The sequence below is a fragment of the Streptomyces sp. NPDC107559 genome, from assembly GCF_055657365.1.
Map to the genome: position 1 here is coordinate 238,965 of NZ_JBVKBD010000004.1, position 14,098 is coordinate 253,062.

The window sequence follows — 14,098 nt, forward strand, 5'->3', positions numbered from 1 at the left end:
GACCGTGCGATTCCGACTCACCCGGGACCAGGAGGCGTTGCGGGCCGGTGTACGGGAGCTGCTGACCCGGCGCTTCGCGGCCGGGGCGCTGCGCGCCGCCGTCGAACGGCCCGGCCTGGACCGGCGGCTGTGGCGGGAGTTGGGGGCGGCCGGGTTCTTCGCGCTGCGGGTGCCGGAGGCGGACGGCGGGGTCGGACTGGGACTGCCCGAGGCGGTGTTGGCGTTCGAGCAGGCGGGGCGGTTCCTGCTGCCGGGCCCCCTGGTGGCCACCCATCTCGCGGCGGGCTCGGTGCCCGGGGCGGCCGAAGGGCAGGCCGTGGTGGCGGCCGTCGACGGCGAGCTAGTGGAGTGGCTGGCGGAGGCGGACGTGGTGCGCGGCGACGTCTCGAAGGCCGTGGCGCTGACCTCCGTGGACCCGCTGACGCCGCTGCACCGGGTGCCCGCGCCGGACGGTCCGCCGGCCGCCCCGGACCCCGTCGCGGTGCTGCTGACGGCCGCCGAACAGCTCGGCACGGCCGCGCGGGTGTGCGAGCTGGCGGTGGAACACGCCCGGACGCGTGAGCAGTTCGGGCAGCCGATCGGGGCCTTCCAGGCCGTCAAACACCTGTGCGCGCAGATCCTGGAGCGGACGGAGCCGGCCCGCGCGGCGGTCTACGCGGCCGCCGTCACCGCCGACCCCGTCGACATCGCCGCGGCCAGGCTGCTGGCCGACGAGGCGGCCGTGCGCGGCGCCCGCGACTGCCTCCAGGTGCACGGCGGGATGGGCTTCACCTGGGAGTCCGAGGTGCATCTGCATCTGAAGCGGGCGTGGGTGCGGGCGCGGAGGGCGGGCGGCGGCGGCCAGGCCGCCGAACTGCTCGCCGCCGACCTGGCCGCCGACCCGGCATAGGAGTCCCGAGGGCCGTCCGCCGGCGGGCGCGCCGCGCCCGAGTGCCGCGGATCGTGGCATCCCGGAACTACGGAGCGTCGATATCGGGTTGTGCCGCGGGGTGGGCTCGTCACGGCCCGGAGTCGGCACCGTGCTCCGGTACCTTGTGTGGGATGCGAGTGGTTCCGGGTACGAGCCATGCGGGTGTCGCCCCAGAGGCGGCCCCGGATCCGGCGGTGCGCATCGCTGCCTGCAAGGCAGAAAGGGCTTGCTCCGAGCGGCGTTTCCCTGCCTGTTCGACTTGCGTCGGCATCGGTCGCACAGTATGCCGGACAGGTACTCCTTGGCGCTGGAATATGCCCGAAGCGCTTGTTGGCGTGACTGTACGTCAACCAAGCTGTCCTACAAGGGATTCACGATCAGTGATCCTGGCTGCGGCCATTGTCCTGGCCATGCTGAAAATGGCTACGATCGTGGCCCTCGTCATGGCCCTCGTCGTGGCGCTCGCGTGGCGCGAGGCCATGTGTCCGCCGGTTCGGATGGTGTGAGCGGTGCAGGTGCTACAAGTGCAGCTGGAGATCCGGCCCGACCCAGCCGAGGTCGGGCGCGCCCGCAGGTGGGCCCGCTCGCGGCTCGCCGGGTCCGGGATAGAGGCCGACGAACCGCTCGCCGAGACCCTCGTGCTCCTCGTCTCCGAGCTGGTCACCAATGCCGTGGTGCACACCGGCCGGCCTGCCGTGCTGCGCCTGTCGCTGGCCGCCGTGGCGGCCGAGGTCGCCACCGTCCGGCTGGAGGTGGCCGACGCCTGCGACCGGGCGCCGGTGCCCCGCTGTGCCGACGGCGACGCGACCGGCGGCCGCGGTCTGGCCCTGGTGGACGGCCTCGCCGACCGCTGGGGCTGGAGCTCCGAGGGCGCGGGCAAGCGCATCTGGTGCGAGGTGGACCGGCCCGAGGAGTCCGAGGGCCCCGGGGCGGCCTGCCGCGAGGTGGCGGCGTGCGAGGGATACGAGGGACTCGTGTACGGGGCCTACGAAGCCGTGTGACCCGTGGCCGTGGCGGTGACCGCGCCCGGCGCGGGCGCGCAGGGCGGGCGCACGGCCGGCGGAATCCCGTCGCCACTGGTGCCCGGGTGTGTGAGGTGCCGTCGTCCGGTGAGGGCCAGGACGGCGTGCGCCCGGATGTGCTTCCGTGCGCGCCCAGGGCGAAGTGGGGCATAGGCGATAAATCCCCGATCGGGTGTTGACGCGGCGTGTCCGTTTGATCACGCTTGTGGCAGCGACTTGCCGAGGGGGGCGGCGAGGGTCCCGGTGACGGGGGCCCTCGGCGCGGGCGGGTCGTGAGTTCGGCGCCGTTCTTCTCAGGGCAGAGGGACCGGGGCGGGTGCGCCGAGGTCGGATGGCGGCGCGCGGTGCCGTGCTCGGGGCGGGCAGCGGCGCGCCGCCAGCCGAACCCGTCCGACGGGACCGGCCCGCGGACCGCCGGAGTCGCCGTACGGGCTGATGGGCCGCGACCGGTGGAGCGTGCCCCGTGGCCTCCGCCCGCTCAGAGGATCGCGACCGGAGCCACCGGTGTCCCTGTCGCACCGGCGAACGGCTCGGGCATCGCCGAGAGCAGGAACGCGTAACGCCCTTCTTCTCCACAGGCTGTGGACAACTTTTCGAGATCCCAGTTCTGGCCCTGGAGCATGCCCATCTCCACCAGGTGGAGCGCGTGCACGGGCAGCCACAGGTCGTCGATCTCGGGCGGGAACACCTCGAAGGTGAGGGTGTCGTTCGCGACCGCGGCGACGTCGCGCGCGTGGAACCACTCCGGCGTGCGCACCGAAAGGCCCGGCGACGGATGGGCGTACCCGTGCCGGTCGCCCGCGAGGCAGGCCCGGATCTGCCCGGTCCGCACCAGCACGATGTCGCCCGCGCGCACCCGGGTGCCCGCCAGCTCCTCGGCCGCCTCCAGGTCCTCCGGGGTGACGGCGTGTCCGCCGGCCAGCCGTTCGACACCCCGCGCGCGTGCCACGTCGAGCAGCACCCCGCGCGAGACGATGTGCTCCGCCTTGTCGATGCCGGCGAACCCGGCGCCGCCGTGCGCGGTGATCGTGCCGGCCGGGCGGCCGTTGTAGAGCCGGCCCGAGTGGGAGACGTGCGGCAGCGCGTCCCAGTGGGTGGCGGCCTGGAGCCCCATCGTCACGGCGTCGTCGCTGCACGCCACCGTCCCCGGCCCGAAGATCTCCTGGTTGATCTGCACCATGACGTGCAGCGGGTCGACCCGCCCCGGGATCATCCCGGTCTGCACGCCGTCCTGACGCAGGGGCAGGGCGAGGGGGACGCGCCGTCCGGTGCGCACGCACCCGGCCGCCTCCCGGACGATCTCGTCGGTGATCAGGTTGAGGGTGCCGCGCTCGTCGTCGGCCCCCCAGCGGCCCCAGTTGTTGACGCGCTTGGCGATCTCGTGGAACTCGTCCGGCAGTGACATGGGTGCTCCCCGGGGCTTGTCTCCAGGCATCCGACCGGTCATAAAATCTAACGGTCCGTCAGATAGCGCGGGAAGGGGCCGGGCGTGGGGAACTTCGTGGCAGGCAAGGTCGTCGCGGTGACGGGCGCCGGACGCGGCATCGGCCGGGCGGTGGCGCTGGCGGCGGCGGCCGAGGGCGCCCGGGTCGTCGTCAACGACTTCGGTGTCGCCGTGGACGGCGCCGCACCGGGCAGCGAGGTCGCCGAGGCCGTCGTCAAGGAGATCGAGGCCGCGGGCGGGACGGCGGTCGCGGTGGCCGACGACATCTCCACCATGGCGGGCGGACAGCGGGTGGTCGACACGGCCGTGTCGGCGTACGGGCGGCTGGACGGAGTCGTCTGCGTGGCCGGGATCCTGCGCGAGCGGATGCTGTTCAACATGTCCGAGCAGGAGTGGGACCCGGTCGTCGCCACCCATCTCAAGGGCACGTTCACCGTGTTCCGGGCGGCCTCCGCGGTGATGCGCGCGCAGCGCTCCGGCACCCTGATCGGTTTCACCAGCGGCAACCACCAGGGCTCGGTCTCGCAGGCCAACTACAGCGCCGCCAAGGGCGGGATCATCTCGCTGGTACGCAGCGCCGCGCTGGGGCTGCACAAGTACGGGGTGAGCGCCAACGCGGTGGCCCCGGTGGCCCGTACGCGGATGTCGGCGAACGTGCCCATGGAGCTCACCGAGATCGGCGAACCGGAGGACGTGGCCGCGCTCGTGGTCTATCTGCTGTCCGACCGGGCCAGGGAACAGCGCATCACCGGTCAGGTGTACACGATCGCCGGACCCAAGATCGCGGTGTGGGCGCAGCCGAGGGAACTGCGGGCCGCCTACGCCGACGGCGTCTGGACCCCGCAGCGGATCGCCGACTTCCTGCCGGGGACGGTGGGGACGGATCCGATGCCGCTGCTGGAGCGGGTCGAGGCGATGGAGCGGGCGGCGCGGGACGGAGCCCGGCCGAACGCCTGAGCAGGACCGCTGCCGCGCTCTTTCCGAGGAGGTCACCGTGGAGTTCGGGTTCACACCGCAGGACGAGGAGTTCCGCGCCGAGGCACGCTCGTGGCTCGCCGCGCACGCGGGCGACGCCCGGGACCGCCGTGGCTGGGAACGCACCCTCGGCAAGGCGGGCTGGATCGGCCTGGGCTGGCCCGAGGACGGCTACGGCAACCGCACCGCCACCCTCACCCAGCAGGTCGCCTGGGCCGAGGAGTACGCCCGCTCGGCCGCGCCCCCGCGCTCCGGGCACATCGGCGAGAACCTCCTCGCCCCCACCCTGCTCACCCACGGCACCGACGGCCAGAAGGCCCGCTTCCTGCCCCCCGTCGCCGCGGGCGACGAACTGTGGTGCCAGGGCTACAGCGAACCCGGCGCGGGCTCCGACCTGGCGGGCGTACGCACCACCGCCGCCCGGGAGCCGTCCGGCACCCACTACCGGATCACCGGACAGAAGATCTGGACCTCCCTCGCGCACGAGGCGGACTGGTGCTTCGTGCTGGCCCGCACCGAGCCCGGCTCGCGCCGCCACCACGGCCTGAGCTTCCTGCTCGTGCCGATGGACCAGCCGGGCCGCGTCGAGGTCCGCCCGATCCGGCAGCTGACCGGCACGAGCGAGTTCAACGAGGTGTTCTTCGACGGGGCACGCGCGCGCGTGGAGCACGTCGTCGGCGGCGAGGGCGGCGGCTGGCGGGTCGCGATGAGCCTGCTCGGCTTCGAACGGGGCGTCTCCACCCTCGCCCAGCAGATCGGGTTCGCCGCGGAGCTGGAGCGCGTGGTGCGCACGGCCGTGGAGACGGGCACGGCGGACGATCCCGTCGTACGGGAACTGCTGGTGCGCCAGTGGGCCGAGTTGCGCACGATGCGCTGGAACGCGCTGCGCACCCTCGGCCGTACCGGCGACGCGGGGGCGCCCAGCGTGGCGAAGCTGCTGTGGGCGGGCTGGCACCAGCGGCTCGGGGAGCTGGCCATGCTGGCGCGCGGCGCGGCGGCGGCCGTCGGACCGGTGGACTGGTCGCCCGCGGCGCCGTACGAACTCGACGCGCTCCAGCACCTGTTCCTGTTCTCCCGGGCCGACACCATCTACGGCGGCTCGGACCAGATCCAGCGCACGATCATCGCCGAGCGCGTGCTCGGCCTGCCCAGGGAGCCCAAGGGAGCCGTGTGATGCGAGGCGTGATCTACGACGGGAAGCAGGTCCGGGTCGCGGACGACCTGGAGGTACGGGATCCCGGACCCGGAGAGGTGCTGGTCGCCGTCTCCGCCGCGGGCCTGTGCCACAGCGACCTGTCCGTGCTGGACGGGACCATCCCCTTCCCCGTGCCCGTGGTGCTGGGGCACGAGGGCGCGGGCGTGGTCGAGGCGGTGGGCTCGGGTGTCGGCCATGTGGTGCCCGGGGACCACGTGGCCCTGTCGACGCTCGCGAACTGCGGGACGTGCGCGGACTGCGACCGGGGCCGGCCGACGATGTGCCGGCAGGCCATCGGCCGTCCCGGGCGGCCGTTCTCCCGGGGCGGCCGTCCGGTGTACCAGTTCGCCGCCAACTCGGCCTTCGCCGAGCGGACGGTGGTGAAGGCGGTGCAGGCGGTGCGCATCCCGAAGGACATCCCGATGCCGTCCGCCGCGCTGATCGGGTGCGGGGTGCTGACCGGGCTGGGCGCCGTGCTCAACCGCGCGCGCGTGGACCGCGGGGACAGCGTGCTCGTGATCGGCACCGGCGGGATCGGCCTCAACGTGCTCCAGGGAGCGCGGATCGCGGGTGCCCTGCGGATCGTGGCCGTGGACGCCAACCCCGAGAAGGAGACGCTGGCCCGTCGGTTCGGGGCGACGGACTTCCTCACCTCCGTCGAGGGGGTGAAGGACGTCCTGCCGACCGGCGCGGACCACGCCTTCGAGTGCGTCGGCCGGGTGGAGCTGATCCGCGCGGCGATCGACCTGCTGGACCGGCACGGCCAGGCGGTCCTGCTCGGGGTGCCCCCGGCGACGGCCGAGGCGTCCTTCAAGGTCTCCTCCCTCTTCCTGGACAAGGCGGTCCTCGGCTGCCGTTACGGCTCCTCCCGCCCGCAGCGCGACATCGCGCTGTACGCCGAGCTGTACCGGCAGGGCCGGCTGCTGCTCGACGAGCTGGTGACGGGCACCTATCCGGTCGAGGACTTCGAGAAGGCGCGGGCCGACGCGGAGGCGGGACGGGTGGCGCGCGGGGTGCTCACCTTCTGACGGTGACCGGAAGCCGTCCACGGGCGGGGAAAAAATCCCGGGGCGTCGTCGGTCCCGGCCCGTACCGTCGGCGCATGACCTATCGCGACATCGCCTCCAGGCAGGTCCTGGCCTGGGCCGGTACCGCCGTCGGCTCCCGGATGCCGGTGGCCATGGCGCCGCTGGCCCTGGTCTTCCTGGCGCGCGAGCGGCCCGGCGGCTATTCCCTGGGCGCGGCCCTCGCGGCGGCGTACGTCATCGGTGAGATCGTCGGCGCCCCGGTGCTCGGGACGCGGCTGCGGCCGGAGCGGACCCGTGCCCAGCTGTCCGCCGGGCTCGCCGTCGGAGCCGTCGGGTTCCTGGGGCTCGGGATGTTCCCGGGCGCCCCGGCCGCCGTCCTGGCCGGGTTCGCGTGCGTGGCCGGCGCCGCCCCGGCGGCCGTCACCGGCGGTCTGCGCACCCTGCTCACCGCGCTGGTCCCGGAGCGGGCGGCGGCCCAGGCGCTGTCCGTGGAGTCGATGCTGTCGTCCGGGGTGTGGGCGGTCTCCCCGGCCGTGGTCGCAGGCCTCGCCCTCGGGGCCGCGCCGCGGGTGCCGCTGCTGCTGGCGGCGGCCCTGATGGCGTCGTCGGTGGCCGGGCTGCGGCTGTTCCCGGCCGGCTGGGGCGCGGGCGGCCAGGAGGCTGCGGACGACGGGCGGGGAACAGGCGAAGGCGGCGGGGCCGGGGCGGCGCGGCGGCGGCCGCTGGTCGACGCCTGGCCGGTGTATGTCACGGGCGCGGCCAGTCTGACGCTGCTCGGCCTCAGCGAACTCGTCCTGCCCGCCCTGCTGGAACAGCGCGGCGTCGACGTCGGCTGGTCCGGCCCGCTGCTGGCCGGGATGGCGGTGGCCGCCGGGCTGGGCGCGTTCGCCTACGGCCTGCGGAACTGGCCGGGACGGCTGCGCACCCGCAGTGTGGTGCTGATGGCGGGGACCTCGGTGTGCATCACCCTCGCCGCGCTGCTCCCGCACCCGGCGGGCATCGCGATCGCGCTGGCCGCGGGCGGCACCCTCCAGTCCGGGGCCATGCTCACCCGCAACCTCTCCCTGCGCGAGGCCCTCCCGCCGGGCGCCCTGGCCGCGGGTTACTCGCTGATGTACGCGGCCGCGGGCGCGGGGTACGCGGCCACCGGCTCCCTGGCCGGCGCCCTGCTCCGGTTCGTGGCGCCGTCGACGGCGATCCTGTCCGGGGTGGCGCTGACCCTCGTGCTGACGGCGCTCGGCTGGTGGGGCGAGATCCGGCGCGAGGGCCGCTCAGTGCGCGACGCCCAGACCGGCCTCGCTGCCCGCACCGGCGGGGCTCCCGCCGTCGCCCTCGGGCCGGACGTCGTCGCGGTCGCTGCCGACCCGGAACGTCCGCCGGTACGCGGAGGGGGTGACCCCGAGCGCCGTCTGTAGGTGCTGGCGCATCGACTGGGCGGTGCCGAAGCCCGCGTCCCGGGCCACCTGGTCGACCGACAGATCGGTGGACTCCAGCAGGTGCCGGGCCCGCTCCACCCGCTGCCGGGTCAGCCACTGCCCGGGACTGACGCCGACCTCCTCGCGGAAGCGGCGGGTGAACGTGCGTACCGACAGGGACTCCTGGGCGGCCAGGTCGCGCAGCTGGAGCGGCTCGTGGAGACGGCCGAGGGCCCAGGCGCGGGCGGCGGTCGTCCCGGACACCTGCGGGTCGGGCACGGGCCGGTGGATGTACTGGGCCTGCCCGCCGTCCCGGTGCGGCGGCACGACCGTCCGGCGGGCCACCTCGTTGGCGACCGCGGTGCCGTGGTCGCGGCGGACCATGTGCAGGCACAGATCGATACCGGCCGCGACCCCCGCCGAGGTCAGCACGTCGCCGTCGTCGACGAACAGGACGTCCGCGTCGACCTTGATCCGGGGGAAGAGCCGCGCGAAGTGCGCGGCGTCGGCCCAGTGCGTGGTCGCCGGACGGCCGTCGAGCCGGCCGGCGGCGGCGAGCACGTAGCCGCCGGTGCAGATGGAGGCGAGCCGGGTGCCGGGCCTGATGTACGCGAGCGCGGCGGCCAGTTCGTCGGTCAGCACGCCCTGCTCGTAGACCGGTCCCAGTTCGTACGACGCCGGGACGACGACCGTGTCGGCGGTGGCCAGGGCCTCCGGTCCGTGGGCGATCTGGACGGCGAAGTCGGCGTCCGTCTCGACCGGGCCCGGCGGCCGGACGGAGCAGGTGACGACCTCGTACAGATGGCGCCCCTCGGCGTCCTTGGGACGTCCGAAGATGCGGTGCGGGATGCCCAGTTCGAAGGGGAGCAGCCCGTCGAGGGCGAGGACGACGACACGGTGGGGGCGGAACGCACGCTCACGGGTCATGGCCCGATCCTAGCGAATGCTGTCCTTCGGGCCACTCGTTTGTCATGGTCGCGCACTGGATGCTCTACGACGTGACCCAGACATCAGAAGCCGCAGCCACCGTGGCGGACGCCCCGTCCGCACGCCGCTCCCGCGTCCACCGCGCGTGGTTCGTCGCCGCCGTCACCTTCGTCACGATCATCGGTGCGGCGGCCTTCCGCTCCCTGCCCGGCCTGCTCATCGACCCGCTGCACCAGGAGTTCGGCTGGTCGCGCGGCACGGTCGGCGCCGCCGTCTCCGTCAACCTCGCGCTGTACGGCCTCACCGCGCCCTTCGCCGCCGCGCTGATGGACCGCTTCGGCATCCGGCGGGTGGTCGCGGTCGCGCTGACCGTGATCGCGGTCGGCTCCGGCCTGACGGTGTGGATGACGGCGGCCTGGCAGCTGATGCTCTGCTGGGGCCTGCTGGTGGGCCTCGGCTCGGGCTCGATGGCCCTGGCGTTCGCGGCGACGGTGACCAACCGCTGGTTCACCGCACGCAAGGGCCTGGTGACCGGCATCCTCACCGCCGCCTCGGCCTCCGGCCAGCTGATCTTCCTGCCCCTGCTGTCCTGGATCGTCGAGGAGCACGACTGGCGTCCGGCCGCCGTCACGGTGGCCCTCGCGGCCCTGGCCGTCGTGCCCTTCGTCTGGCTGCTGCTGCGGGACCACCCGGCGGACGTGGGGCAGAAGCCGTACGGGTCCGAGGAGTTCGTGCCGAAGCCCGCGCCCGTCCCCGGCGCCGCCCGCCGCGCCGTGACCGTCCTGTTCGCGGCGGTGCGCACCGGCCCCTTCTGGCTGCTGGCGGGCACCTTCGCGATCTGCGGTGCGTCGACCAACGGCCTGGTGCAGACCCACTTCGTGCCCGCCGCGCACGACCACGGCATGCCCATCACGGCGGCCGCCTCGCTGCTGGCGGTGATCGGCGTCTTCGACGTGGTCGGCACGGTGGCCTCGGGCTGGTTCACCGACCGCTTCGAACCGCGCCGCCTGCTGGCCGTGTACTACGCGCTGCGGGGCATCTCGCTGCTGTTCCTGCCGATGCTGCTGGCGCCCTCCGTGCACCCGCCGATGATCTTCTTCATCGTCTTCTACGGACTCGACTGGGTCGCCACCGTGCCGCCCACCCTGGCCCTGTGCCGGGAGCAGTACGGCGACGACAGCGCCATCGTCTTCGGCTGGGTGCTCGCCTCCCACCAGGTGGGGGCCGCGCTCGTCGCCTTCCTCGGCGGTGTCGCCCGGGACGCCTTCGGCTCGTACGACGTGGTCTGGTACGCGTCGGGCGCGCTGTGCGCGGCGGCGGCGCTGATGGCCCTGGTGATCAGGCGGCGGCCGGCGACGATGCCGGCGCTGCCGGCGATGGCCTGAGAGCCGTCAGTCGGCCGGTCCGAGCCGTGCGAAGCGCCCCCGGTGGAAGAGGAGCGGACCCCCGCCCTCGCCGGGGGCGGCCTCGCCGGTGCCGAGGGCGTCCACCCGCCCGACCACGATGAGGTGGTCGCCGCCGGTGTGCACGGCGTGCACGGTGCAGTCGATCCAGGCGAGCGCCCCGGCCAGGCGCGGTGCGCCGGAGACCGGGGCCGGTTCGTGCGCGACCCCCGCGAACTTGTCCGCGCCGCTCACCGCGAACGCGCGGCACAGCTCGCCCTGGGACTCGTCCAGGACGTTGACGCAGAAGACCCCGGCGCGGGCGATGCGCGGCCAGGTCGTCGACGCGCGGCCGACCATGAAGGCGACCAGCGGCGGGTCGAGGGAGAGCGAGGAGAAGGACTGGCAGGCGAAACCGGCGGGGGAGCCGGAGCCGTCGGCGGCGGGTGCGGTGATCACGGTCACGCCGGTCGCGAAGTTCCCCAGCACCCGCCGGAACTCGGCGCTGTCGACCGGCGCCCGCTCGTCCTCGCCGACACACCGCAGCTCCGGCCGCGGCAGCGTCTCCACGGACGTGGGCGGCGGCGCCTCGGCCGACCTCAGCCAACGGACGGCGGCTGCTGCCATTCCCGCGTGTCCCATCACATCCACCATTGAAGCTGACGATGCGTCAGATGAGAAGGGGTGTGCGGGCCGCCGGGAGCCGTTTCGCGGAGGTCAGCGGCCCCGGAACCCGGGTGCGCGCCGCTCCACAAAGCTCGCCACTCCCTCCCGGGCGTCCGCCGTGGTCATGTTGATCTCCTGCGCGGCGGCCTCCGCGGCGAAGGCGGTGGCGCGGTCGGCGTCGAGCGAGGCGTTGACGAGCTGTTTGGTCAGGGCGAGGGCGCGGGTCGGACCGGCGGCGAGCCGGTCCGCCCAGGCGCGGGCCGTCGCGGCCAGCTCCTCGTCCGGGACGACCCGGTTGACCAGGCCCAGGCGCTCGGCGTCCGGCGCGGTGAGGGCGTCGCCGAAGAACATCAGCTCCTTGGCGCGCTGGGGTCCGACCAGCCGGGGGAGCAGATAGGCGCCGCCGCCGTCGGGGACCAGGCCGCGTCGTACGAACACCTCGATGAACCGGGCGGACCGCGCGGCGAGCACGAGATCGCAGGCGAGGGCGAGGTGGGCGCCGAGACCGGCCGCCGTGCCGTTCACGGCGGCGAGCACCGGCTTCTCGCAGTCGAGGACGGCGGCGATCAGCCGCTGGGCGCCCAGCCGGAGCGTACGGGCGACATCGCCCGCGACCCGCTCCCCGGCCGGCGGACCGCCCCGCAGGTCCGCGCCCGCGCAGAAGCCGCGGCCGGTGCCCGTGACGACCACCGCCCGCACCTGCGGGTCGGCGGAGGCGTTGGCAAGGTGATGGATGATTTCTTCTCGCTGGCTGGGGTTCAAAGCGTTGAGGGCTTCCGGGCGGTTGAGGGTGATGCGGCAGACCTGGTCCTCCACGTCGTGCTGGACCCAGGACCCGGCGGATTCGGGGGTGCTCATCTCAGCGACACACCGCCAGGGCGTCCAGGGCCACGGCGCCCTGCCCCTGGGGCAGCACCAGCAGCGGGTTGATGTCGAGCTCGGCGAGCTCGCCGCCGAGTTCCAGGGCCATGCGCTGCACCCGCAGCACGACCTCGACCAGGGCGTCGACATCGGCTGGCGGACGGCCGCGGACCCCGTCGAGGAGGGCCCGGCCGCGCAGTTCGGTGAGCATGGTCCTGGCCTGGTCCTCGCCGAAGGGCGGCACCCGCACGGCCGTGTCCCGCAGGACCTCCACGAGCACCCCGCCGAGCCCCACGGTCACGGTCGGCCCGAACAGGTCGTCATGGGTGACGCCGACGACCATCTCCACGCCCCGCTCCACCATCTGGCACACCAGCACGCCGTCCAGCGGCACGTCCTCGTAGCGGGCGATCTCCGTCAGCTCGCGGTAGGCGTCACGGACCTGGCTGGCCGAGGTCAGACCGATCTTCACCAGCCCCAGTTCGGTCTTGTGGGCGATCCGCGCGCCGGACGCCTTCATCACCACCGGGTAGCCGACCAGCCCGGCCGCGCGCACGGCCGCCGCCGCGCTGGTCACCAGCTGTTCCCGGGGCACCCGGATGCCGTAGGCGCGCAGCAGCTGCTTCGCCGCGTGCTCGCTGAGCTGCTCGCCCGGCCGCATCAGGGCGCGCGCCTTGCGGAAGGAGGGGGAGGTGGTGCGCGGCGCCTCGTCGAAGGGGGAGCGGTAGGCGCGTACGAAACGGTGGTGGTCGAGGTGGGCGCGCACGGCCGCCAGGCAGTTGCCGACGGTACGGAAGGTGGCCACCCGCGAGGAGCCGAGCAGCACCTCGCGATAGGCCGGTTCGGTGCCGACCGGCGACCCCCACACCACGCACACCAGCTTGTCCGACTGCTCGGCCGCGTCCACCAGGTCCTGGACCAGCCGGTCGCTCAGCGGCGGGAAGGGGCCGGTGACCGGGCAGATCAGGACGCCGACCGCCGGGTCGTCGAGGATCGCGTCGATGATCTTCCGGCCGCGTTCGTCGCCGACCGGGTGCCCGCCGTTGTCGACCGGGTTGGCCACGCTCAGGTACTCGGGTATCCACTGGTGCAGCTCGGCCTGCTTGGCCTCGGACAGCACCGGCAGCCGCAGGCCGGCCCGGGTCGCCAGGTCGGCGACGTGCGCGCCCGTGCCGCCCGAGATGGAGCAGACGACGACCCCGTCCGCGAGCGGGGCGCGGGCCCGGGCCAGCAGCGCGGCGGTGTCCTGGAGCTCGTCGAGACCGTCGACCCGGATCACCCCGAACTGCCGCATCGCCGCGTCCACCACCGCGTCCGAGCCGGTCAGCTTGCCGGTGTGGGAGGCGGCGGTGCGGGCGCCGGTCTCCGTGCGGCCCACCTTGACCGCGACGACCGGCACCCCGCGCCGGGCGGCCCGGTCGGCGGCGAGCAGGAAGGACCGGCCGTCCTTCAGGCCCTCCACGTAGCAGGCGATGGCACCGACCTCCGGCCGCTCGGCGAAGTACGAGATGAAGTCGGCGCTCTCCAGGTCGGCCTCGTTGCCGGTGGGCGCCCAGTGGGAGAGGCGGATGCCGAGCTCCTGGAGGGCGAAGACGGGACGGCCCTGGTGGCCGGACTGGGTGATGAGGGCGATCGCCGGTCCGTCGAGGTCGTCCCGGAAGCGCTCGAAGGCGTTGAGGTTGGTGTTGGGCCCGAGCAGCCGCACCCCGGACCGGGCGGCGGCGTCCGCGAGCCGGGTCTGCGCGGCCGCGCCCGATGCCCCGGTCTCCGCGAACCCCGAGGCGAAGGCCACCGCGAACCGCACCTTGGCCTCGGCGAGCTCCTCGACCACCGGGAGCGGATCGGCGACCAGGAGCACGGCGAGGTCGACCTGTTCGGGCAGGTCGGCGACGGACGGCAGGCAGGGGATGCCGAAGACCGACGCGCGGGTGGGGTGGACGGGGTGCAGTCGCGCGCCCACCCGTTCCGCCCAGGCGATCAGCTGCCGGGTGATGCCGGTGTTGGGCCGGCCGTCGGCGTCCGAGGCGCCGACCACGGCGACGGACTCGGGCCGGAAGAGGCGGTCCAGGTCGGGGACGGCCGCATGCAGCGGACGTCCGCCGACGTCGAGGTCGTCCACGTCGGCCGGGCGGCCGTGGACGGCCGGCGCCGGGGGTTCACCGCACGCGATGACGCGGGCCCGGCGGGAGTCGGTGGTGAGGGTGCCGTGGGTTGATCCAAGCATCGGTCCGCCCGCTCCTGTGTGACAGCCAAATAACTGACGCTCTGTCAGA

General features: G+C 74.2%; 11 protein-coding genes and 1 pseudogene. 7 read left to right on the forward strand and 5 right to left on the reverse strand.

All coding sequences use genetic code 11. The annotated features are described in order from the left end of the window. The first annotated feature begins 4 nt into the window (after positions 1–4). Both ACZ7OY_RS15645 and ACZ7OY_RS15650 read left to right on the forward strand, forming a co-directional pair. Positions 5–889: an acyl-CoA dehydrogenase family protein gene (locus tag ACZ7OY_RS15645; RefSeq protein WP_471911875.1), complete on the forward strand. Its 885-nt coding sequence runs from the start codon at positions 5–7 to the stop codon at positions 887–889. Positions 890–1,434: 545 nt separating this feature from the next. Next, positions 1,435–1,911, forward strand: a complete 477-nt coding sequence (locus ACZ7OY_RS15650; protein WP_471912094.1) for an ATP-binding protein — start codon at positions 1,435–1,437, stop codon at positions 1,909–1,911. 499 nt (positions 1,912–2,410) lie between these two features. Here ACZ7OY_RS15650 and ACZ7OY_RS15655 read toward each other — a convergent pair whose 3' ends face one another. Further along, positions 2,411–3,337: a cyclase family protein gene (locus tag ACZ7OY_RS15655; protein WP_471911876.1), complete on the reverse strand. Its 927-nt coding sequence runs from the start codon at positions 3,335–3,337 to the stop codon at positions 2,411–2,413. An 84-nt stretch (positions 3,338–3,421) separates the two neighbouring features. Between ACZ7OY_RS15655 and ACZ7OY_RS15660 the strand changes: the two genes are divergently transcribed. From ACZ7OY_RS15660 to ACZ7OY_RS15675, 4 genes and pseudogenes are all read left to right on the forward strand, one after another. Continuing rightward, a complete protein-coding gene (locus tag ACZ7OY_RS15660) occupies positions 3,422–4,333 on the forward strand; it encodes an SDR family NAD(P)-dependent oxidoreductase (RefSeq protein WP_471911877.1) in 912 nt (303 codons plus the stop codon). 37 nt (positions 4,334–4,370) lie between these two features. Then, on the forward strand, positions 4,371–5,525 hold the full coding sequence (locus tag ACZ7OY_RS15665; protein WP_471911878.1) for an acyl-CoA dehydrogenase family protein: 1,155 nt from the start codon (positions 4,371–4,373) through the stop codon (positions 5,523–5,525). Beyond that, on the forward strand, positions 5,525–6,574 hold the full coding sequence (locus tag ACZ7OY_RS15670) for a Zn-dependent alcohol dehydrogenase (protein WP_471911879.1): 1,050 nt from the start codon (positions 5,525–5,527) through the stop codon (positions 6,572–6,574). Before ACZ7OY_RS15665 ends, ACZ7OY_RS15670 begins: the two co-directional genes overlap by 1 nt. A gap of 74 nt (positions 6,575–6,648) precedes the next feature. Then, positions 6,649–7,950: pseudogene (locus ACZ7OY_RS15675) on the forward strand (MFS transporter); the annotation flags it as partial. On the opposite strand, the gene ACZ7OY_RS15680 reads toward ACZ7OY_RS15675, so the two are convergent. Beyond that, on the reverse strand, positions 7,846–8,916 hold the full coding sequence (locus tag ACZ7OY_RS15680) for a GlxA family transcriptional regulator (RefSeq protein WP_471911880.1): 1,071 nt from the start codon (positions 8,914–8,916) through the stop codon (positions 7,846–7,848). The pseudogene ACZ7OY_RS15675 and the gene ACZ7OY_RS15680 overlap by 105 nt on opposite strands. 71 nt (positions 8,917–8,987) lie before the next feature. Between ACZ7OY_RS15680 and ACZ7OY_RS15685 the strand changes: the two genes are divergently transcribed. Continuing rightward, the gene (locus ACZ7OY_RS15685; protein ID WP_471911881.1) at positions 8,988–10,301 is read left to right on the forward strand and encodes an MFS transporter; all 1,314 of its coding nucleotides are present in this window, start codon (positions 8,988–8,990) and stop codon (positions 10,299–10,301) included. Positions 10,302–10,307: 6 nt separating this feature from the next. Here the strand turns inward: ACZ7OY_RS15685 and ACZ7OY_RS15690 are convergent, their stop codons facing one another. From ACZ7OY_RS15690 to ACZ7OY_RS15700, 3 genes are all read right to left on the reverse strand, one after another. Beyond that, a complete protein-coding gene (locus ACZ7OY_RS15690) occupies positions 10,308–10,940 on the reverse strand; it encodes a flavin reductase family protein (RefSeq protein ID WP_471911882.1) in 633 nt (210 codons plus the stop codon). Between the two features lie 75 nt (positions 10,941–11,015). Beyond that, the gene (locus tag ACZ7OY_RS15695; RefSeq protein WP_471911883.1) at positions 11,016–11,822 is read right to left on the reverse strand and encodes an enoyl-CoA hydratase/isomerase family protein; all 807 of its coding nucleotides are present in this window, start codon (positions 11,820–11,822) and stop codon (positions 11,016–11,018) included. 1 nt (position 11,823) lies between these two features. Further along, positions 11,824–14,049: an acetate--CoA ligase family protein gene (locus ACZ7OY_RS15700; RefSeq protein ID WP_471911884.1), complete on the reverse strand. Its 2,226-nt coding sequence runs from the start codon at positions 14,047–14,049 to the stop codon at positions 11,824–11,826. Between the last annotated feature and the right edge of the window lie 49 nt (positions 14,050–14,098).